We start from the raw sequence: 19,875 nt of genomic DNA on the forward strand, positions 1-19,875 counted from the left end.
AGCATTCGACTATCGAGGTGGCCTCCCAGCCACCTTTTTTTTATGCCGTTTCGACCGTCAGAAACGAGTGGAGCCCGGGGCCGATCAGGATCGACCTTCGAGCGAGCGCGACACCGCGATGACCGGGATCATGCCGGCGATGACGATGATCATGGCGGCAACCGAGGCATCCTCGACCTTTGCCCGCGAGGCATCCTCGTAGACGAGGGTGGCGAGGGTGTTGAAGTTGAAGGGCCGCAGCATGATCGTGGCGGATAACTCCTTCATCGTTTCGATGAAGACGAGCAGGGCCGCAGTCAGAACGGCCGGACGCATCATCGGCAGCAGCACGGTGCGCAGAGTCTGTCCGCCCGTGCGCCCGAGCGCACGCGCGGCCATGTCGAGATGCGGAGAGAGCTTCTGGAAGCCGGCTTCGAGGGTGCCTTCCGCCATGGTCAGGAAGCGCACGCTGCAGGCATAGATGATGGCAAAGCCGGTGCCGGTCATCATCAGGCCGGTGGAGATGCCGAAGGTTTCCCGCATGCCGGCGTCGATCGCGTTGTCGAGCGCGGCGAGCGGAAAGAGCACGCCGATCGCCAGCACCGTGCCGGGCACGCCGTAGCCGAAGGAGGCAAGCCGCCCGGCCGTGTCGGAGACCCGGGAGTGCCCGGTGCGCGCCGCATAGGCCAGCACGAAGCCGAGCAGCACCGTGGCGATCGCCGTCGCGCCCGAAACCAGGATGCTGTGGAAAAGCGCGTTCAGGAGACGGGGTTCCACGAACTGGTCGATCCGCTTCAGGGCAAAGTTGCCGAGGATGAAGAACGGCACGGCGAAACCGGAGAGGACGGGCAGCAGACAGGCGAACATCGCCGCCCACTTCTTCCAGCCGGTCAAAGACAGCCGGACGGCATCGTGGACGGCCGAGGTCGTCTTTTGGCTGGAGAAGCGCTGGCGGCGGCGTGCGGCCCGTTCGATCATCATCAATCCGATGACGAAGACCAGCATGATGCAGGCGATCTGCGCTGCACCCGCAAGGCTGCCGCGGTTCAGCCAAGTATCGAAGATCGAGAAGGTCAGCGTCTGCACGCCAAGGAATTCGACGGCACCGATATCGTTCAGGGTCTCCATCGCCACCAGCGTCAGGCCGATCATGATCGCCGGGCGGGCCATCGGGATCTGGATGCGGAAGAACACCTTGAGCGGACCGGCGCCGAGGGTGCGCGCGACGTCCGCAGCCGCCCGCCCCTGCATCAGGAACATCGAGCGGCAGGCGAGATAGATGTATGGATAGAGCACCGAGCTCAACACCAGCACCGCGCCGCCGAGCGAACGGATATCCGGAAACCAATAGTCGCGGCTCGTCTTGAAGCCGAAGATGACGCGGACCATGCTTTGCACCGGCCCGGTGAAGGTGAGGAGTTCACCGAAGGCATAGGCTGCGAGATAGGCGGGAATGGCGAGCGGCAGCACGAGGGCTGCGGAGAGAAACCGGCGGAGCGGAAACTCGCAGCTTGCCACCAGCCAGGCGGTCAGGATGCCGATGATCGCAGTGCTGGCACCCGTCAGCGAAACGAGGAGGAGCGTTCGCCCGGTTGCGCGTGGAATGACGTTTTCCATGAGGTGCGGCCAGTTGCCGCCGCCGCCCGACACTGCGAGCCAAGCGATCGCGATGATCGGCATCAGCACGATCACCGACGTCAGGCCGGCCCAGGTCGCCAGGAGAGGATGGGAAAGACCGGTTCCTGCCCGTGCAAGACGCCGCTTTGTGCTCTGAGAGGTGGACTGCAATCGATCGATTCCGAAGCGAGACGGCAGGAATAGCTAACCGGCGCCCAGCAAACTGGCCGCCGCAAGTCAACATTTCCTTATAACATCCGGTCTCAGTTCGCCAAGACGCGTTGTGACGGGAAGGAGATTTCCACCAGCGTGCCTTCGTTCGGCGCGGAGGTGATCGAGAAGTGCGCCCGGTTCGCTTCCGCCATGGCCTTTGTCAGCGGCAGGCCGAGCCCGGTGCCGTCGCCGCGCTTGCGTCCGCCCGTCGTCACCTGCCGGAACGGCTTCATCGCCTGGTCCAGTTCGCTGCGCGTCATGCCGACGCCGGTATCACGAATCCGCAGCATGACGCTGCCGTTCGCCTCGTAGGAGGTCGATACGACGATCTGACCGCCCGAGGGCGTGAAGCGGATGGCATTTGCCAGGATGTTGAGCGCGATCTGCTTGATCGAGCGACCGTCGGCGACGACGTTCGGCACGGCCGCCGAAAGCGAGGTGCGGATGATGACGCGCTGGCTGTTGGCCTGGGGCTGGACGAGAGACACGGCCTCCGAAACCGCCTCGTTGATCTCGACGGCGCCGAAGTCGAGTTCCATCTCTCCGGCTTCGATCTTCGAGATATCCAGGAGATCGTTGACGATATCGAGCACGTGGCGTCCCGACCGGCCGATATCGCCGGCATATTCGATATAGCGCGGATGGCCGACCGGGCCGAAATGCTCGCTTGCCATCATGTCGGAGAAGCCGATGATCGCGTTGAGCGGCGTGCGGATCTCGTGGCTGACGCGGGCCAGGAACTCGGTCTTGTGGGCGTTTGCCGTTTCTGCCGCGCGCTTGGCGTTCCGGAGCTCTTCTTCCGTCCGCTTCCACTGGGTGATGTCGCGGATCACGGCGCAGAAGCCGTTGGATGCCGAAAGCCTCCCGATGGTCATGAACAGCGGAATGAAGCCGCCATTGGCCTCCCGTCCGATTACCTCGCGACCGTCATTCAGCACACTCGCCACGCCATGGCCGGAAAGACCGTGCAGATAGTCGATGACCGCCTTCTGGCTCTCATGGGCGAAAAGCGCCGCGAAGGGTTTGCCGCGGATCTCGCCCTCGTCATAGTTGAAGAGGGCGCTGGCCGAACGGTTCACCGAGCGGATATCGCCGTCATGGCCGAGAACGACCACGCCATCGGTGGCCGTTTCCAGAATGGACTTGAGCTCGTCGATTTCCGTCTTCAGGCTCTCGACCTGTTGGCCCCCTGCGACCGCCTCGCCACCCTTGGCCGGTTCGGCGCTCGGCGCGCTCGCCGGTGTCAGTGCCAGCATCAAGGCGCCCTTGCCGTCCCAGCGGATCGAGTGCAGGCGGGCGGTGACTGGCCGCATTTGGCCGTCCCTGCGGATCAGCGTCAAGGTGCCGTCGGGCTCGCCGTCGATTGCCTCTTCGCCATTGGCAAAGAGCGCGTCTATGCCGCCTTCCTGTGCGAACGCGTCGAGGTCGTCATAGGCGGTGAGCCGCAGAAACTCCGGATTGGCGTGCAGCAGTTGGTCACCGCGATGGACGAGCATGCCGATCGGCAGGCTGTCGAGGATCTCGCCGCTGAGACCGATATCGGCCGTCTGCTGCTGGCCTTCGATTTCGCCGGCCGCGTCGTCGTGTGTCTCCGCGTCGAGCGCGGTTTCGCTTCCGTCTGCCTCGACGGGTGCAGCGTCTTCGGTCTCCGGCTCACCTGACGGCTGCATTGAAGCCGTGCTGTCGTCCTCGCTCGGGGGGAGGGGCTCAGCCGTTGTCGCCCTGGCTGTTTCGCCGTTTTCCGGCGCCGCCTCCGCCGCGTCGGCCGGCTTGCCGAAATTCTCGCCCAGTTGGCGGGCGATCTCGCGAAAGGCCGCCTGTTCGCCGCGCGTCAGCCCGCTCGCCGCACGGTGCTGCTCGAGCTCGACGATCTTGTCGGAGGTTCGGGGGCTTGGTGTCTCCACGACGCGCAGCGCCGGACGCTCGCTTTGGGAAGGACCGGGGGGAGACGCAGGCTCGTCAATAGGGCTTTCATCTTCAGGCGTAAGATCCGTTGCTTCCGGCGCGACCGAGAAGAGCGGCAGGTCTTCGTGTTCGGCAGCGTCGCCGTCATCCGGGGTAGGCTCTGCCGCAACCTGGCTTTCCGCCTCGATCTCGCCGGTTGGTCCTTCTCTCCCGGCCTCTTCCGGCAGAGATGGGTCCACAGGCTCATCCACCTTTGCCTCGGGGCCGAGCGCCAGGCCGTTGGCGTTCTCGTCCTCGACGGCATCGGCAAGGCGTACGATGCCGAAACCGCGGAAGCCGTCGAATTCGCGCGAGCGGGAATAGGTGGGCAAAGCGGCCAGATCGACCGGAACCTTGAGGCTCGTGCCTTGAACGGGCCAGAAGATCGTCTTGCCGGACCAGGTGTCCCGGCGCTGCAGCAGCGTGCTGATCTTGTGGTCGCGATCGAGATCGTAGCGCGCCGCGACATCGGTGAAGCTCGTGCCGATCACATCGGCCGCGCGCGGCCCGACCGCGGTCGCGAACTCCTCGGAAATTTCGCTGAAGCGGCCCTCGGCATCGATTTTCCAGACGAAACGCACCGCACGGCCGCCAGGCGTAAAGACGAAATCGGCCTCCTCGGTGGGAGCCGTGTCGTCCGCGCCGGTTTCGCCCGTCTCGCCTTCGGCCTGGGGCTTCCCTTCGGCCCGGGCTTCCTCTTCGACCAGGGCCTCCTCGGCGGCTGCCGCTCGGGCGACGGTCTCTGTGGTCTCGGCGCTCAGGTCCTCAGCGTCGGTTTCGCCCTCGGCCGGCAAGGCTGTCGCCTCACCGGAGGCGTTAAGCGGGTCCGGCTCGATGACTGTCTCCGCGGGAGTGTCCACCTCGTCCGTGACCAGGGCCCTGTCGCCGGCCTGCGGTTCTACGTCCGATGCCTCCGGTTCGACGACTGTTTCCAACGGCTCGACCGGCGCCAGGCTTGCCGCCGGTTCGTCGTCCATTTCGTCGGTTGCCAATTCGGGTTCGGTCGCAATCCCGCTTTCGCCCGGATCCTGACCCTGGACGGGCGGCGGCACCGGCACTTGTTCCGCCACGGGAGACTCTTCCTCGGGGTCGAGGGTGCCGAGAATGGTCTCGACGGCAAAGAGCAGATGCAGTGACGGATCGTCGGCGATCTTGCCGACAGCGGCCGGCAGATGTCCTTTCCGGGTGGCGACCGGGCGTTTGATCAGCCAGTCGTGATCGCGCGAAACGGCGACGACGAGTTGCCTGCGCGTCTCGTCCGACATGCCGAGGCCGGGAAAACCCGGGGAGTGCGCGACAATGGCGCCCTCACCATCGAGCACCGCCATGTGGGTATCGGGGCCGTCCAGGCCGGCGATCATTCGCGCGGCCCGATCCTCGATCGAAAGCGGCGCGCCCGCATGCGGCGCGGTAAAGAGCACGGCATCCTCGTCCGGCCGAACGCGGATCATCTCGACGGCGACATTGAGCGGCGTGCCGCGGAAGCCCGAGAACTTCCGGATCGAAAGCTGGCGGCGGTCGCCGACGCGCACGAGCTGCGCCGCCGCGGCGCGCAACTGGCGCAGCGAAAGATCGTTCTGGTCCGGCCCCGCATCGATGAAGTCATAGATCGATCCGGCGCCGAAGAACGCGGCGCCCTGGTCGTTTGCCCAGAGGATGCGTTCGAAGTCCCGCGAAAACAGGATCGCCGCATCGCCGCGGGCGAAATGCTCTCGCACCCGCGCATGCACGGCGATGTCGATGAAAGGATACTGTCTCGCGGGCATGGACTGGCCTATTGACGGATCGCTTACGGGTTAACACTCTATTAATACCCGGCCCGCCCGCGAGGGTCCAGCGAGGCCCGGAGCTTCGTCCCGGCTTTCACCGCGAAAGGTTAATGCCTCGGATTTTGTGCGGTGCACAATTTTATTGCAATGCACAAGGAGATCGATTATATAGTGCGCATCAAGCAACGGCGCCTCAAAAGAGGGCCTGACACCAAGGAGCGCTTTCATGGCTACCAAGAAGACCGACGACGTATTTTCCCTTTCCTCGTTCGACCCGGCGAAGTTCACCGACAGCTTCCGCGATTTCGCGGAAAAGGGTGCCGCCCAGTCGAAGGAAGCCTATGCCAAGATGAAGACGGCCGCCGAAGAGGCGACGAAGACCGTCGAAGCCACGCTTGAAAACGCTCAGACCGGCACCGTCGAGCTCGGCCTCAAGGCAATCGATGCGCTGCGCACGAATGCCGAAAACTCGCTTTCGCACATGGAAGCGCTGCTCGGCGTGAAGTCGCTCTCCGAACTCGTCGAGCTGCAAACGGGCTTCATCCGCAAGCAGGCCGAGCTCGCCGTCGAGCAGGCGAAGACCATGCAGGAAGCGACCAAGAAGGTTGCGGAGAACGTCGCAAAGCCGGGCAAGGAAGCTGCCGAAAAGGCAATGTCCTCCTTCAAGAAGGCCTAAGCCGACCGATTGCGCTGCGTGGCGGGTGGCGACGGGCCGCTGTTGCCCCTGGATCTGCCGGGGCGCGCCGAAATTCAAAAAGACCGGATGGGTTGCCATCCGGTCTTTTTGCAGGATAATCTCAAGTTAAGGCTTGCAAATCGACGGAAGTCTCCGTATGTGAGCCGCCAAGCGACACGACGTCGCCAGCCGTGCGGTTGTAGCTCAGTTGGTTAGAGCGCAGGTTTGTGGCACCTGAGGTCAGTGGTTCGACCCCACTCAACCGTACCATTTCTTCTCTATCTCTCTGATGTTGAAGCATTTTGTCGAGCCGCCGGCACAAGCATCGCGCGCTCTCAGAACAGCTTGGCCATCGCTCTCAATGCCGTCACGTCATCAACGCCATTCTGGTAGAGTTCTATCAGCCGGGCGGCCAATGCAATGGCCTCGGGTGAGCGGCGCGGGAGATTTCTCTCCCGTATCGCATCGTTGAAGACGTCGTCGATCTTGACGAATTCACCCGGCAGGATTGGCCTGCCCGTAACAGCGACAAGCATCGTTCCATCCTCCTTGCTCGACTCCACATACGAATCGCTTCCGCGCGATCGCGCTGGTTCGTGGGCGATCGCCCTGAACCATCGCATGGGAGTCTCCCATTGAGCAGAAACGCTGGGAGACGGCGCTCTGTTCCTGTGCTGTGATACCCAAAACGGGTTGACCGGTGACGCTGCCGCAGTCAGGCGGAGATGAAGCTGTTCCTATTGCGCGAATGCCTGTCGCCTACGGGGCGAGGGCGACGGTCCTCTTCTGGCTGAAATAAGCGGCCGCGGGCACCTTCCGTCCGAATAGACATTGGCGCCATCCGTCGGTAAAATTTCGACAACGGATTCTCGGAAGGCGCTGCAATCCCATGGCCAACGAATCCATCACGCGCAGGCTCGCTGCGATCCTGGCTGCCGACGTCGTCGGTTACAGCCGGCTGATGGAGCGCGACGAGAAAAACACCTACACGCAGCTCATGGCGCGCTGGAAAGAGGTTCTGGAGCCGCTTGTCGCCACCCATCAGGGCCGTGTCTTCAAGACAACGGGCGACGGCGTGCTCGTCGAATTCTCCAGCGCCGTCAATGCCGTCGAATGCGCCGCAGCACTTCAGCGAGCCATGACGGCCGCAAATCGGGACGTACCGGCGGATCAGGCAATCGTGCTGCGCGTCGGGGTCAACATGGGCGATATCATGGTCGCCGACAGCGATCTCTACGGCGATGGCGTCAACGTCGCCGCCCGGATAGAAGCGCTTGCCAAACCGGGCGGCGTGGCGATCTCGGACGGGGTGCACGAATATGTGCATGGCCGCATCGACCTCGATTTCGTCGACAGCGGCCATCATGAGGTCAAGAACATCGAACGCCCCGTGCACATCTGGAGCTGGTCGCCGGACGAATATGACGCGCCGGTGAAGGTTGTGCCCGAAGCGCCGCCGCAGCTCCCGAGCCGGCCGTCGATCGCCGTGCTGCCGTTCGACAACATGTCCGGCGATCCGGAACAGGGCTATTTCGCCGACGGCATCACCGAGGACATCATCACCGATCTTTCCAAGGTTTCAGGCCTCTTCGTCATCGCCCGCAATTCCTCCTTCGCCTACAAGGGCAAGTCGCCGGATATCCGCCAGGTCAGCCGCGATCTCGGCGTTCGCTACGTGCTTGAAGGCAGCGTTCGCCGTGCCGCCAATCGGATCCGGATCAATGCCCAGATGATCGACGGAACGACAGGCGGTCATCTCTGGGCCGAACGCTACGACCGTGGAATAGAAGATATCTTCGAGGTTCAGGACGAAGTGACCCGCACCATCGTCACCGCGCTCAAGGTGAAGCTGACGGCCGGTGAAGAGGAGCGGCGCGAGAGCCGCAACAAGGTCGATCCGGAAGCCTATGACCTGCTCGTCCGATCCCGCCAGGCCATCCTGCGGTTCGACGTACAATCGTCCGCCGAGGCGCGCAGCATGCTCGAACGCGCCATCGCCATCGATCCGGGCCTTGCCGCTGCCTATGCGTCGCTCTCGATCGTTGCCTTGACCGACTACATCAACCGGTGGAACGGCGGGACGTTCGACAATGTTTCGCGTGCCCTTGAGCTTGCCGAGAAGGCTATCGAAACCGACGAGAACGAGGCACACGGCCATCATGCCCTGTCGCTCGCGCTCTGCTGGGCACGGCATTATGACGAGGCGGAAGTCGCGGCGCAGCGCATGCTCAAGCTCGACCCCAATTCCGCCGGCGGTCACACGGCTCTCGGCTCGATCCGGGACTTCCAGAGCAAGTTCGAGGACGCGCTGCCCTATTACACGCGAGCCCACCGGCTCGATCCGCAATTCGACCTTTCGCTGCACTTCCTCGGGCGGACCCTGCTCAATCTCGGCCGTTTCGACGAGGCCGAGATCGCCTTCAAGCGGCGGCTGGCGCTGGCTCCACGCTCGGACATGACGCGTTTCTATCTCGCCTGTCTCTACGGCCGCACCGGGCGCCACGAGGAGGCGCGGCGTTATTGGCATGAGGTGTTCGAGGTCAATCCGAATTTCTCGATAGATCACTTCAAGCGTGCCATGCCCTACAAGGATCCGGGCGTTCTGGGCCGGCTGGTGGACGGGCTCCGCGAAGCCGGGATTTCCCTTTAGATGCGACGCGGGGACCTGCATTCCGAGATGCTCTGGTCCATCGCGCATCAAGTAGGGGAAGACGCGTGCCGGGACGTCGATGCGGCCTCGCTGGCGTAGCGTCCCGTGAACGGATCAGGAACCTTTTTGCTGCTTGCTCGCGAGCCGATGTGGGGCCATTCTCAGTTGATCATGGCCATGCGCTAAGGCGAGAGGTCAGGCCGGTCGACGCTTGGTCTCGACCCCGCACCATGACGGGGGCCGAGTGCATCTTGCGCTGGAGCGCCGCGCGTCTTATCAGACGCGCAAAGGTCGCTGTAGGACTTTGATTTGCTGCATGTCTTCGTCCTCAAATCGAGGTCGATTTAAGGAGACATGCAATAGAGCAGGGCGTTTGCGCTGAGCTCAACCTCGAAGCGCTTGCCGTGCTGCCTCTTTTTATTGGTCCTTCGGGGAGGAGGTTGACCATGTCTCCACAATATTTGGAACATCCGTTGCGATTGGGCGAGCAGGCGCCGAACTTTGTGCTGGATGCGATCTCCCGCGAGGGCAAGATCGCACTTGATGATTTTCGCGGCCGTCGTCCGTTGTTGGTCGGGTTGTATCGGGGCCTGCTGTGTCCCTTCTGCCGGCGCCATGTCGCGGCGATGGCGCAGTTCAACCCGGCCCTGCGCGAAAAAGGCGTGGAGTCTCTAGCAGTGGTGAACACCCCGGTCGAACGCGCGCGGCTTTATTTCCGCTATCATCCGATACCCGGCCTTCTTGCTGCATCCGACCCGGAGCGGGCATCACACCGCGCCTTCGGCCTGCCTCTCCTCGAGTTCACCGAGGATGAGACCGACTGGCCACACAGGGTCGGGATGGACCTCGTCACGACGATGCGGGTCGATCTGCCGGGGGAATTGCCCGAGGCGATGGACCCGGCGACGGCCGGCGACCTCCTGAGCGAAAAGGACGGGTACGAAATCACAGATGCCGATCAGCAGGTGAGGATACCCGGTCATATGCAGCTTGTCGGTCATTTCCTGCTCGATCGTGAAGGCGTGGTGCGCTGGAGCTTTACGGAAGTTGAGGACCAGGGCCAAAACCTGTGCCAGGCGCTCAATCCCGAGGAGTTGATGGCGGCTGCTTCGCAAGTCGCACATTGACAGCGGCAATTCGCTCGACGAGGCCGCCGGGTTGCTGCTGCATGTTTCCTTAAATCGTATCCGCTTTAAGGATAAAACATGCAGTGGTGCAAAGTGTTACAGCGGCCCTTATACGCCCGAAAAGCGCGGCGCTGTAGCGCGATTGGTCCGCGGATTTCTCCGTTTGAGGCGTATCAGACGAAGATCTGGTGCTCCGCCGTCACCAGTTCCTGCAGGAAGGCGACCACCGTGCGCACGCGTACGAGGTCGCGGGCGCTTTCGTGATAGGTGGTCCAGTAGGCACGGCGGATGGTCGTCTCCGGCAGGACGCGTTTGAGCTCCGGCGTGTGGCGGGCGATGTAATTGTGCAGGATGCCGATGCCGGCGCTGGAGCGCACCGCCTCCGTCTGGCCGGTGGCGCTGGAGATCTCGAAAGAGGCATCCCAGCTTCGCATGATCTCGGCGGAAAAGTTCAGCGACGGCGTGAAGATCAGGTCCTCGACATAGCCGATGCGGCGATGCTCCCTGAGGTCGTCGATCGTGCGCGGCGTACCGTGCTTTTCGAGATAGGCTGACGAGGCGTAGAGGCCGAGCGTGTAATCCGTGAGCTTCGAGGAGACGAGACGCCCCTGTTCCGGTCGCTCGATGGTGATTGCGATGTCGGCCTCGCGCTGCGACAGCGAGAAGGAACGCGGCACCGGCACGAGCTGCAGTTTCAGTTCCGGATAGCGGGCGGTCAGCCGACCGAGGCGCGGCGCCAGGAAAGACACGCCGAAACCGTCGGGCGCGCCGATGCGAACGGTGCCGGCGATCGCAGTATCGATCCGGCCGATCTGCGATTGCGCCGCCAGCATCTCGGTTTCCATCCGCTCGGCTGCCGTGACGAAAATCTCTCCCTCGGCCGTCAGCTCGCAGCCGTTCGGCCGGCGCACCAGAAGCCGCGTCTTCAGCGTTTCCTCAAGCGCCGTCACCCGGCGGCTGAGAGTGGCATGGTTGACGCCGAGCCGTTTCGACGCCGCCAGGATCTGTCCGGTGCGCGCGACGGCTAGAAACATTCTGACATCGTCCCAGTTCATAGTGTCGAGACCTCGGTGCGCAGCCGTGGGCTTTAATTTCTGCACAACGGTTGCTGAATATAGGAAATTGATTTGTTGAAATCGTAGTGCGATCATGCCGCCACAATCAAGGTCTGGAGGAACCACCATGTACGAAATCGGTCATTTCATCGATGGTAAGCGCGTTGTCGGCAAGAGCGGCCGCGTCAGCAACATCTTCAATCCGGCAACCGGCGAAGTACAGGGTACGGTAGCGCTCGCCAGCGACGCGGAACTGGCGGCAGCGGTCGAGAGCGCCAAGGCGGCGCAGCCCAAGTGGGCGGCCACCAACCCGCAGCGCCGCGCCCGCGTCTTCATGAAGTTTGTCGAGCTTCTGAACGCGCACATGAACGAGCTTGCCGAAATCCTTTCGCGCGAACACGGCAAGACGATCGAGGACGCCAAGGGCGACCTCGTCCGCGGCCTTGAAGTCTGCGAATTCGTCATCGGTATTCCGCACCTGCAGAAGAGCGAATTCACCGAAGGCGCAGGCCCCGGCATCGACATGTACTCGATCCGCCAGGCCGTCGGCATCGGTGCCGGCATCACGCCGTTCAACTTCCCGGCGATGATCCCGATGTGGATGTTCGCCCCGGCGATCGCCTGCGGCAACGCCTTCATCCTGAAGCCGTCGGAGCGCGACCCGTCCGTTCCGATCCGCCTCGCTGAATTGATGATCGAAGCGGGCCTGCCTGCCGGCATCCTCAATGTCGTCAACGGTGACAAGGGCGCGGTCGACGCGATCCTGACCCATCCGGATATCGCCGCCGTCTCCTTCGTCGGCTCCACGCCGATCGCCCGCTACGTCTATGGCACGGCGGCGATGAACGGCAAGCGCGCCCAGTGCTTCGGCGGCGCCAAGAACCACATGATCATCATGCCCGACGCCGACCTCGACCAGGCCGCCAACGCGCTGATGGGCGCCGGCTACGGCTCGGCCGGCGAGCGCTGCATGGCGATCTCGGTTGCCGTCCCGGTCGGCGAAGAAACCGCCAACCGCCTGATCCAGAAGCTGACCCCGATGGTCGAAAGCCTGCGTATCGGTCCCTACACGGACGAGAAGGCCGACATGGGCCCGGTCGTCACCAAGGAAGCCGAGCAGCGCATCCGGAACCTGATCGACAGCGGTGTCGAGCAGGGCGCGAAACTCGTGGTCGACGGCCGCGACTTCAAGCTCCAGGGCTATGAGAACGGTCACTTCATCGGCGGCTGCCTGTTCGACCATGTCACGCCCGACATGGACATCTACAAGACGGAAATCTTCGGACCGGTTCTCTCGGTCGTTCGCGCCAAGACCTACGAGGAAGCGCTCGATCTGCCGATGAAGCACGAATACGGCAACGGCGTCGCGATCTACACTCGTGACGGCGACGCTGCCCGCGACTTCGCCTCGCGCATCAACATCGGCATGGTCGGCGTCAACGTGCCGATCCCGGTTCCGCTTGCTTACCATTCCTTCGGCGGCTGGAAGTCCTCGTCCTTCGGCGACCTGAACCAGCATGGCCCGGACTCGATCAAGTTCTGGACCCGCACGAAGACCATCACCGAGCGCTGGCCCTCGGGCATCAAGGATGGTGCCGAGTTCGTCATGCCGACGATGAAGTAACGGGACAACAGATCCTCCCGCCTCGGGGCCTCCTTCGGGAGGCCCTTTTTGTAAGCAAAGTAAACCTCCACCTCCGGTGGAGGACTGGACGGGTTCTACATTGTGATTGAGAGACCTCCGTGCTTGGACCGCTAGGCTGGCCGAGACATAGAACGGAGGTTTTATGGATGAACGATCGCAATCACACGCGACATGGGACTGCAAATACCATGTGGTCTTCGCGAGTAAGTACCGAACGAAACGTCTTTACGGTGACGTGCGACGTGAATTGGGTGACCTTTTGCATCGGCTTGCTCTGCAAAAGGACTGCCGGATCGAGGAAGGGCATCTTATGCCCGACCATGTGCATATGCTGATATCGATCCCGCCGAAATATTCGGTGTCGCACATTGTCGGCTTCTTGAAGGGCAAGACCGCCCTTTACGTGGCCAACAAATACGCCCGCAAACGGCGCTACAAAGGGTATCACTTTTGGGCGCGAGGGTACTTCGTCTCAACGGCTGGCTATGATGAGCAGGTCGTCAGACGTTATATCCGCAATCAAGAAAAGGCCGACAAAGCTTCCGACTTTGCCGACCTCTTTAACCGTAGCTACTAACTTATAGCAAAACCGCTTCTAGCGGTTCAAGCGCAGCGTTTCAAACCTCCACCTCTGGTGGAGGTTATGACTTGTTGGATCCGGCGCATGGCAAATATGCTGCTGCTATCGGACTTGCCGGCGTGAGGCTCCAAACGAAAACAGCGGGCCGGGACCCGCTGTTCGCACTCAATCAGTTGGCTTGCGATCAGTCCTGCGGACCGTCGTTGTAGCCGACCTTGTCGACCAGTTCCGACGCCTTCTTGCGGTTGGCTGCGATCTCGGCGAGCGGCAGTTCGTCCGGCTTGATCGTGCCGAAGGACTTCACGACGTCAGACGGTTCGGCGCCCGGCAGAACCGGATATTCGAACACCTGCTCGGCGTAGATCTTCTGGGCTTCGCCTTCCGAGAGGAATTCCATCAGCTTCAGCGCATTTTCCTTGTTCGGGGAATTTTTGGCGAGCGCCATGCCCGAGATGTTGACGTGCGTGCCGCGGTCCTTGGCGTTCGGGAAGAGCACCTTGATGGCGGCCGCCCACTCCTTCTGCTCCGGCTCCCGTTCGTTGGTCATCATCAGGCCGACGTAATAGGTGTTGCCGAGCGCCAGGTCGCATTCGCCGGCGAGGATCGCCTTGGCCTGGTCGCGGTCGCCGCCGTCGGGCTTCTTGGCGAGATTGTTCTTGAGGCCGGTCAGCCACTTCTCGGTCTCGGCTTCGCCGTGGTGAGCGATCATCGAGGCGAACAGGCCGATATTGTAGGAGTGCTGGCCGTCGCGGGTGCAGATCTTGCCCTTCCACTTCGGATCGGCAAGCTCCTCATAGGTGATGTCGTTCTGGGCGACACGATCCTTGGAGGCGTAGACGACGCGGCCGCGCGTGGTGAGCCCGAACCAGTTGCCGTCAGGATCGCGGAAATGTGCCGGGATGTCCTTGTTGATCGTCTCGTTGACGACAGGCTGCGTGACGCCTGCGTCCTTGGCTTCCGTCAGGCGGCTGATGTCGACGGTCAGGATCACGTCGGCCGGCGAGTTGGCGCCTTCGGCCTGGATGCGCTCGACGAGGCCCTTGTCGAGGAAGAGCACGTTGGTGGTGATGCCGGTTTCCTTGGTGAAGGCATCGAGCAGCGGCTTGATCAGATCGGGCTGCCGGTAGGAGTAGATATTGACCTCACCGTCGGCCCAGGCGGCGCTCGTCGTAAGCAGGGTTGCCGTCAGGGACAAAACGCCCATCGCTGCTCTTGAAACGGACATCGCTTCCTCCATTTTCTTGTTTGATCTAAGTTAACAAAATCGCTCATCTTTCTGACGTCGACGCTGCAAACAGTCAATCGGGAAACCGTCAACACTCAAGAAGAAGTGATTTTTCAAGGTTTTTGGAATTGTTCCAAACTACGATCCGTCCTATATGATGAACTCGTGAACCTCTCGAATGCCGGAGTGAATGATGCGTCTGACGAAACAAACGAACTACGCGGTTCGCATGTTGATGTACTGCGCCGCGAACGGAGAAAAGCTCAGCCGCATTCCCGAAATCGCCAGGGCCTATGGCGTTTCCGAGTTGTTTCTCTTCAAGATTTTGCAGCCGTTGACCAAGGCCGGCCTGGTCGAGACCGTTCGTGGCCGCAATGGCGGCGTGCGTCTGCCGAAGCCCGCGTCGGCCATTACCCTGTTCGATGTCGTCAAGGTGACGGAAGACAGCTTCGCGATGGCGGAATGTTTCGAGGCGGGCGAGATCGACTGTCCGCTCGTCGATAGCTGCGGCCTGAACGCGGCACTCCGCAAGGCGCTCAATGCCTTCTTCGAGGTGCTGCAGGGCTATACGATCGACGACCTCGTCAAGGCGCGTCCGCAGATCAACTTCCTGCTCGGCCTCGAAGAGACGAAGCGTCCGCAGACGACGGCCGCCTGACGATCCCAGACGCACTGCATGTCAAAGTGCTAGAGCGACCTTTGTGCGTCTGATAGGGCGCGGGGCGCCGTGGCGGAGTTCGCCGGCTCTCACGCCTGCGGTAGATACTCCCGCAATATGAAATCGATCGCAGTCGGGTCGATTTCCGCCTTGTCGATGCGGAAATCCGCACCGTACTGCTCCAGATTCTGAAAATACGGATCGGCGAGCGACGCTGAAATTACCCCGATCGGACCGATGTAACCCTGGCGCCGGAGCGCCGGCACGGTCTCGCGGAAATCGAGCTGTGGGTGAAGCCGGTTATCCAGCAGGATCATCGACACCGGTTTGCCCGAGCGCAGGAACGCCAGCGCGTCTTCCATCGTCTGGCAATAATGCAGCTCGATCGCGATGTTGCTTACCTTGCGGATCAACCCGCGCAGGATCAGGTTTTCCGTCGGATCGTCGTCAACGAGCAGGATGTGAGCATTTCGCGTCATGACCGATACCCTTGCTGACTTGCAGGCGTCCTGTTCGTGGGGCGTGGCCTCATGCAATACCACGCATCGGTTGTCACTGGATGATCTGTTCTCGGATCGCCTTCGCCACCATCTGGGTGCGGTTGACGACGTCGAGCTTCTTCAGGATCGTTGCGGTGTGGGAATTCACGGTGTGCTCCGACACGGAAACGATGAGGGCGATCTCGCTTGCCGTCTTGCCGTGCGAGATCCATTTGAGAATTTCGGTCTCCCGCGGCGTCAAGCCCATGCCGGTCTTGTTGGCCAGGGCGACGCGATAGAAATAGTCGAAGGCTGAGACCGCGTCATAGGCAAGCTCGAAATGTTCGGCGCGGCCGATGTCGTCGCCATCGCCAAGAAAGAGCACGGCGTAGCGGGCGCCGCTCGCGGCCGCATGCACGGGCACGCTGAGGAGCAGCTCGAAGCCAAGCTGCACGAGCAAATTCTGGCCGGCGTCGCAACCCGGGTCGTCCGTCCGCCAGACGGAGGAAATCACCGACCGGTGCAGCGTCTTGTAGAACAGAGAGTCTCCGAAGCGGTGGCGCTTGTCGTACTCCTCGGCGAGACCGGACGGCAGATCATGCAGCACCAGGCGGCTGGACAGCATGCACGCGTCGTTCTCGTTGCCGAGCTGGAGAATGCCGAAATGGCTGAAGCCGAAGCGGAGTGCCATGGTGTGGAAGATGCGGAAGAAGTCGACGCGGTTCAGCGCTTTCTCAAGGTCGTCGCGAAGGTCGTACCGCCTGTGATTTTCCAGCAAAGCCGCCACGGAATGGCTATCCCCTTGTCGTCGCGCGGCAGTCTACCCGGCGCACCGGCGCAATCAACCGGCTAAGACCGGCTGCGGCATTGCTGGCAGCAAGCGTCATATCCGTTCCTCGGCAATCCTGCCGAAAGACGGCGAACGGTAAAAGGCGGCTGCCGGTCCCTCCCAAGGACGTCTGCGCACGTCGATTGTCTCCCCCGAGTTTGTATACATTTTATTGCACAATCCTGTTGGTGATTTCTACCATAGTATCTTGGGATTGACGGAAAGCTGTGGCGACCGAATCGAGTCCTCGTACGGCGAATGATCGCGTATTTCGCCAGCCCGCCGTTCGCGGTAGAATAGAAGTTGGGCATCCGGGGTGAGGCCAGCCCCGGTGGAGGGACGGACCAGGCGTGTGCCAAACCCTGCGGAAGCAGGCGGTAAGCCTTGGTTCGAAAGCGTCGCGCTGCACTGATTCGTCAGCCGATTCTAAAACAGTGGACAGATATCCCGGCTCTACCTGAGGACGAATTTTTCGCATAGACAAATTTATGCGGCGACTTATTGCAATGCGACGCCAAATGTCGTTCCATCCGGCCTTGACCGGGGGCAACGGCGTTCCGCGTCAGGAAAACACGAGAACAAAAACAAATCTGGGAAGCAAAGCTCATGAAAAAGCTCACTACTCTCTTTGCAGCGACGGCGCTTGCCACGCTGATGGCCGGCTCTGCCTGGTCGAAGACGTTCGTCTATTGCTCGGAAGGTTCGCCTGAGGGTTTTGACCCGGGCCTGTACACCGCCGGCACGACCTTCGACGCGGCTGCGCACACGGTCTACAACCGCCTGCTCGAGTTCAAGAAGGGCACGACCGAAGTTGAGCCGGGCCTCGCCGAGAGCTGGAAGATCTCCGACGACGGTCTCGAGTACACCTTCAAGCTGCGTCCGGGCGTCAAGTTCCAGACGACCGAATTCTTCACGCCGACCCGCGACCTCAATGCGGACGACGTCGTCTTCTCCTATGAGCGTCAGCTCAAGGCCGACAACCCGTGGAACAAGTACATCGCTGGCGCTTCGTGGGAATACGCAGCCGGCATGGGCTTCCCGGAAGTCATCAAGTCGGTCGAAAAGGTCGATGACCTGACCGTCAAGTTCACCCTGACGCGCAAGGAAGCGCCGTTCCTCGCCAACATCGCGATGCCCTTCGCTTCGATCCTGTCGAAGGAATATGCCGACAAGCTTCAGGCCGACGGCAAGATGGAACAGATGAACCAGATGCCGCTCGGCACCGGTCCGTTCGCCTTCGTCGCCTACCAGCAGGACGCCGTCATCCGCTACAAGGCGAATCCGGATTACTGGGGTGGCAAGCAGAAGATCGACGACCTCGTCTTCGCGATCACCACCGACGCTTCGGTTCGCTTCCAGAAGCTCCAGGCCGGCGAATGCCATCTGATGCCGTACCCGAACGCTGCCGACGTTGAAAAGATGAAGGCAGACCCGAACCTGAAGGTCATGGAACAGGCCGGCCTCAACGTCTCCTATCTCGCCTACAACACGACCCAGCCTCCGTTCGACAAGGTTGAAGTCCGCAAGGCGCTGAACAAGGCGATCAACAAGCAGGCAATCGTCGACGCCGTGTTCCAGGGCGCTGCCCAGCCGGCCGTCAACCCGATCCCGCCGACGATGTGGTCCTACAACGACAAGCTCGAAGACGACACCTACGAGCCGGAAGTCGCCAAGAAGATGCTCGAGGATGCAGGTGTCAAGGACCTGTCCATGAAGCTCTGGGCCATGCCGGTTTCGCGTCCGTACATGCTGAACGCTCGCCGTGCAGCCGAACTGATGCAGTCGGACTTCGCCAAGGTCGGCGTCAAGGCCGAGATCGTCTCCTACGAATGGGCCGAATATCTCGACAAGTCCAAGGCCAAGGATCGTGACGGTGCCGTCATCCTCGGCTGGACCGGCGACAACGGCGATCCGGACAACTTCCTCGACACGCTTCTCGGCTGCAACGCTGTCGGCGGCAACAACCGCGCGCAGTGGTGCAACGAGGAATTCGACAAGCTCGTGAAGAAGGCGAAGGAAACCTCTGACATCGCCGAGCGCACCAAGCTCTATGAAGAGGCGCAGGCCGTCTTCAAGCGCGAAGCGCCGTGGGCGACGATCGACCACTCGCTCTCCGTCGTTCCGATGCGCAAGAATGTCGAAGGCTTCGTTCAGAGCCCGCTCGGCGATTTTGCCTTCGACGGCGTGGACATCGTCGAGTAATTTAGTTAACAGATCCTTAAGGGGGCGTTTGTCATAGGGCAAGCGCCCCTCTTTGCATCTACCACGGCGCCACGCGTCACCCGACGCAGCAGGGGCGCTGTGACATTTAGTGTTGCTGCATGTTTTTGCGCTTGGGTCCGATAGGGTTTAAGGAAGCATGCAGTGGTGCCAGCGGCGGGAAACAATGCCGCGGCAACGTGGCGCGGGGTTTAACATGTTCCGATTTCTCATGGGGCGATTGGCTGTCCTGATTCCGACTTTCATCGGGGTCTCCATCATCGCCTTCTCCTTCATTCGCCTGCTTCCGGGCGATCCCGTAGCGCTGCTTTCGGGCGAGCGCGTCATGTCGCCGGAGCGACATGCGGAAATTTCTCATCAACTCGGTTTCGACCGGCCGATCGTGGTCCAGTACCTCGATTATCTCTGGGGCGTGCTCCAGGGGGATTTTGGCACCTCGATCGTGACCAAGAAGCCGGTCATCGACCAGTTCTTCGAACTGTTCCCGGCGACCGTCGAGCTTTCGCTCTGCGCGATCCTGTTTGCAGTCATCCTCGGCATTCCCGCCGGCGTGGTCGCCGCGATCAAGCGCGGTTCGGCCGTCGATCAGGCGATGATGGGCACCGCGCTCGTCGGCTTCTCCATGCCGATCTTCTGGTGGGGTCTGCTGCTCATCATGCTGGTCTCCGGCATGCTGCAGTGGACGCCGGTCTCGGGCCGTATCTCGCTGATGTACTTCTTCCCGCCGGTCACGGGTTTCATGCTGGTCGACTCGCTGCTGTCCGGTCAGGCCGGTGCCTTCAAGTCGGCGGTCAGCCATCTGATCCTGCCGACGATCGTGCTCGGCACCATTCCGCTTGCGGTCATCGCGCGTCAGACGCGCTCGGCAATGCTCGAAGTGCTCTCTGAAGATTACGTGCGCACGGCGCGCGCCAAGGGGCTTTCGACCTTCCGTGTCGTCGGCGTTCATGCGCTGCGCAATGCGATGATCCCGGTGGTTACCACCATCGGCCTCCAGGTGGGCGTCATGCTCGCCGGCGCGATCCTGACCGAAACGATCTTCTCCTGGCCGGGCATCGGCAAGTGGATGGTGGATTCGGTGTCGCGTCGTGACTACGCCGTCATCCAGGGCGGTCTCCTGGTCATCGCCGCGGTGATCATGCTGGTCAACCTCATCGTCGACCTGCTCTACGGTCTCATCAATCCGCGTATCCGGCACTAAGGAGGGCG

At 61.8% G+C, this 19,875-nt stretch carries 15 protein-coding genes and 1 tRNA gene; 9 read left to right on the forward strand and 7 right to left on the reverse strand.

Annotation, left to right across the window (positions count from 1 at the left end):
• Positions 1-84: 84 nt before the first annotated feature.
• Entirely contained in the window at positions 85-1,767 is a 1,683-nt protein-coding gene (locus AC1Z3V_RS20645; protein WP_483501405.1) for an ABC transporter permease, read from the reverse strand.
• Between the two features lie 92 nt (positions 1,768-1,859).
• Positions 1,860-5,519 (reverse strand): PAS domain S-box protein, encoded by a 3,660-nt coding sequence (locus tag AC1Z3V_RS20650; RefSeq protein ID WP_483501407.1) that lies wholly within the window; start codon positions 5,517-5,519, stop codon positions 1,860-1,862.
• Positions 5,520-5,748: 229 nt separating this feature from the next.
• Here AC1Z3V_RS20650 and AC1Z3V_RS20655 point away from each other — a divergent pair, with 229 nt between their 5' ends.
• Complete coding sequence (locus AC1Z3V_RS20655; RefSeq protein ID WP_483501409.1) at positions 5,749-6,198, forward strand: phasin; 450 nt, start codon at positions 5,749-5,751, stop codon at positions 6,196-6,198.
• A 193-nt stretch (positions 6,199-6,391) separates the two neighbouring features.
• Positions 6,392-6,468: transfer RNA gene (locus AC1Z3V_RS20660), tRNA-His, on the forward strand.
• A gap of 65 nt (positions 6,469-6,533) precedes the next feature.
• Here the strand turns inward: AC1Z3V_RS20660 and AC1Z3V_RS20665 are convergent.
• Entirely contained in the window at positions 6,534-6,734 is a 201-nt protein-coding gene (locus AC1Z3V_RS20665; RefSeq protein ID WP_429812398.1) for a hypothetical protein, read from the reverse strand.
• Between the two features lie 353 nt (positions 6,735-7,087).
• Here AC1Z3V_RS20665 and AC1Z3V_RS20670 point away from each other — a divergent pair, with 353 nt between their 5' ends.
• Together AC1Z3V_RS20670 and AC1Z3V_RS20675 are read left to right on the forward strand one after the other, a co-directional pair.
• Positions 7,088-8,848 (forward strand): adenylate/guanylate cyclase domain-containing protein, encoded by a 1,761-nt coding sequence (locus AC1Z3V_RS20670; protein WP_483501411.1) that lies wholly within the window; start codon positions 7,088-7,090, stop codon positions 8,846-8,848.
• Between the two features lie 446 nt (positions 8,849-9,294).
• Positions 9,295-9,975 (forward strand): peroxiredoxin-like family protein, encoded by a 681-nt coding sequence (locus tag AC1Z3V_RS20675; protein ID WP_483501412.1) that lies wholly within the window; start codon positions 9,295-9,297, stop codon positions 9,973-9,975.
• Between the two features lie 173 nt (positions 9,976-10,148).
• Here the strand turns inward: AC1Z3V_RS20675 and AC1Z3V_RS20680 are convergent, their stop codons facing one another.
• Positions 10,149-11,030, reverse strand: coding sequence for a LysR family transcriptional regulator (locus AC1Z3V_RS20680; protein WP_483501414.1), 882 nt, complete (start codon positions 11,028-11,030; stop codon positions 10,149-10,151).
• A 127-nt stretch (positions 11,031-11,157) separates the two neighbouring features.
• Here AC1Z3V_RS20680 and AC1Z3V_RS20685 point away from each other — a divergent pair, with 127 nt between their 5' ends.
• The gene (locus AC1Z3V_RS20685) at positions 11,158-12,654 is read left to right on the forward strand and encodes a CoA-acylating methylmalonate-semialdehyde dehydrogenase (RefSeq protein ID WP_483501416.1); all 1,497 of its coding nucleotides are present in this window, start codon (positions 11,158-11,160) and stop codon (positions 12,652-12,654) included.
• Positions 12,655-12,817: 163 nt separating this feature from the next.
• Positions 12,818-13,252, forward strand: coding sequence for an IS200/IS605 family transposase (gene tnpA, locus AC1Z3V_RS20690; protein WP_483500592.1), 435 nt, complete (start codon positions 12,818-12,820; stop codon positions 13,250-13,252).
• Between the two features lie 187 nt (positions 13,253-13,439).
• Here the strand turns inward: tnpA and AC1Z3V_RS20695 are convergent, their stop codons facing one another.
• Entirely contained in the window at positions 13,440-14,459 is a 1,020-nt protein-coding gene (locus AC1Z3V_RS20695) for a Fe(3+) ABC transporter substrate-binding protein (protein WP_429812883.1), read from the reverse strand.
• Between the two features lie 214 nt (positions 14,460-14,673).
• Here AC1Z3V_RS20695 and rirA point away from each other — a divergent pair, with 214 nt between their 5' ends.
• Complete coding sequence (gene rirA / locus AC1Z3V_RS20700) at positions 14,674-15,138, forward strand: iron-responsive transcriptional regulator RirA (protein WP_173515664.1); 465 nt, start codon at positions 14,674-14,676, stop codon at positions 15,136-15,138.
• A gap of 89 nt (positions 15,139-15,227) precedes the next feature.
• Here rirA and AC1Z3V_RS20705 read toward each other — a convergent pair whose 3' ends face one another.
• Together AC1Z3V_RS20705 and AC1Z3V_RS20710 are read right to left on the reverse strand one after the other, a co-directional pair.
• A complete protein-coding gene (locus AC1Z3V_RS20705; RefSeq protein ID WP_483501418.1) occupies positions 15,228-15,617 on the reverse strand; it encodes a response regulator in 390 nt (129 codons plus the stop codon).
• A 73-nt stretch (positions 15,618-15,690) separates the two neighbouring features.
• Positions 15,691-16,404 carry a helix-turn-helix transcriptional regulator gene (locus AC1Z3V_RS20710; RefSeq protein ID WP_483501420.1) on the reverse strand — a complete coding sequence of 238 codons (714 nt, stop codon included), beginning with the start codon at positions 16,402-16,404 and terminating at the stop codon, positions 15,691-15,693.
• A gap of 648 nt (positions 16,405-17,052) precedes the next feature.
• Here AC1Z3V_RS20710 and AC1Z3V_RS20715 point away from each other — a divergent pair.
• Together AC1Z3V_RS20715 and AC1Z3V_RS20720 are read left to right on the forward strand one after the other, a co-directional pair.
• Entirely contained in the window at positions 17,053-18,648 is a 1,596-nt protein-coding gene (locus tag AC1Z3V_RS20715) for an ABC transporter substrate-binding protein (RefSeq protein ID WP_429812380.1), read from the forward strand.
• 214 nt (positions 18,649-18,862) lie between these two features.
• Entirely contained in the window at positions 18,863-19,867 is a 1,005-nt protein-coding gene (locus AC1Z3V_RS20720; protein WP_483501422.1) for an ABC transporter permease subunit, read from the forward strand.
• Positions 19,868-19,875: the final 8 nt, after the last annotated feature.

Source organism: Ensifer sp. 38_S197 (genome assembly GCF_056924495.1).

What these genes read in the sequence shown, in the direction of transcription:
- AC1Z3V_RS20650 (WP_483501407.1), bottom strand. Translation starts at nt 5,519, where the DNA reads ATGCCCGCGAGACAGTATCCTTTCATCGACATCGCCGTGCATGCGCGG.
- AC1Z3V_RS20655 (WP_483501409.1), top strand. Translation starts at nt 5,749, where the DNA reads ATGGCTACCAAGAAGACCGACGACGTATTTTCCCTTTCCTCGTTCGAC.
- AC1Z3V_RS20665 (WP_429812398.1), bottom strand. Translation starts at nt 6,734, where the DNA reads ATGCTTGTCGCTGTTACGGGCAGGCCAATCCTGCCGGGTGAATTCGTC.
- AC1Z3V_RS20670 (WP_483501411.1), top strand. Translation starts at nt 7,088, where the DNA reads ATGGCCAACGAATCCATCACGCGCAGGCTCGCTGCGATCCTGGCTGCC.
- AC1Z3V_RS20675 (WP_483501412.1), top strand. Translation starts at nt 9,295, where the DNA reads ATGTCTCCACAATATTTGGAACATCCGTTGCGATTGGGCGAGCAGGCG.
- AC1Z3V_RS20680 (WP_483501414.1), bottom strand. Translation starts at nt 11,030, where the DNA reads ATGAACTGGGACGATGTCAGAATGTTTCTAGCCGTCGCGCGCACCGGA.
- AC1Z3V_RS20685 (WP_483501416.1), top strand. Translation starts at nt 11,158, where the DNA reads ATGTACGAAATCGGTCATTTCATCGATGGTAAGCGCGTTGTCGGCAAG.
- tnpA (WP_483500592.1), top strand. Translation starts at nt 12,818, where the DNA reads ATGGATGAACGATCGCAATCACACGCGACATGGGACTGCAAATACCAT.
- AC1Z3V_RS20695 (WP_429812883.1), bottom strand. Translation starts at nt 14,459, where the DNA reads ATGGGCGTTTTGTCCCTGACGGCAACCCTGCTTACGACGAGCGCCGCC.
- rirA (WP_173515664.1), top strand. Translation starts at nt 14,674, where the DNA reads ATGCGTCTGACGAAACAAACGAACTACGCGGTTCGCATGTTGATGTAC.
- AC1Z3V_RS20705 (WP_483501418.1), bottom strand. Translation starts at nt 15,617, where the DNA reads ATGACGCGAAATGCTCACATCCTGCTCGTTGACGACGATCCGACGGAA.
- AC1Z3V_RS20715 (WP_429812380.1), top strand. Translation starts at nt 17,053, where the DNA reads ATGAAAAAGCTCACTACTCTCTTTGCAGCGACGGCGCTTGCCACGCTG.
- AC1Z3V_RS20720 (WP_483501422.1), top strand. Translation starts at nt 18,863, where the DNA reads ATGTTCCGATTTCTCATGGGGCGATTGGCTGTCCTGATTCCGACTTTC.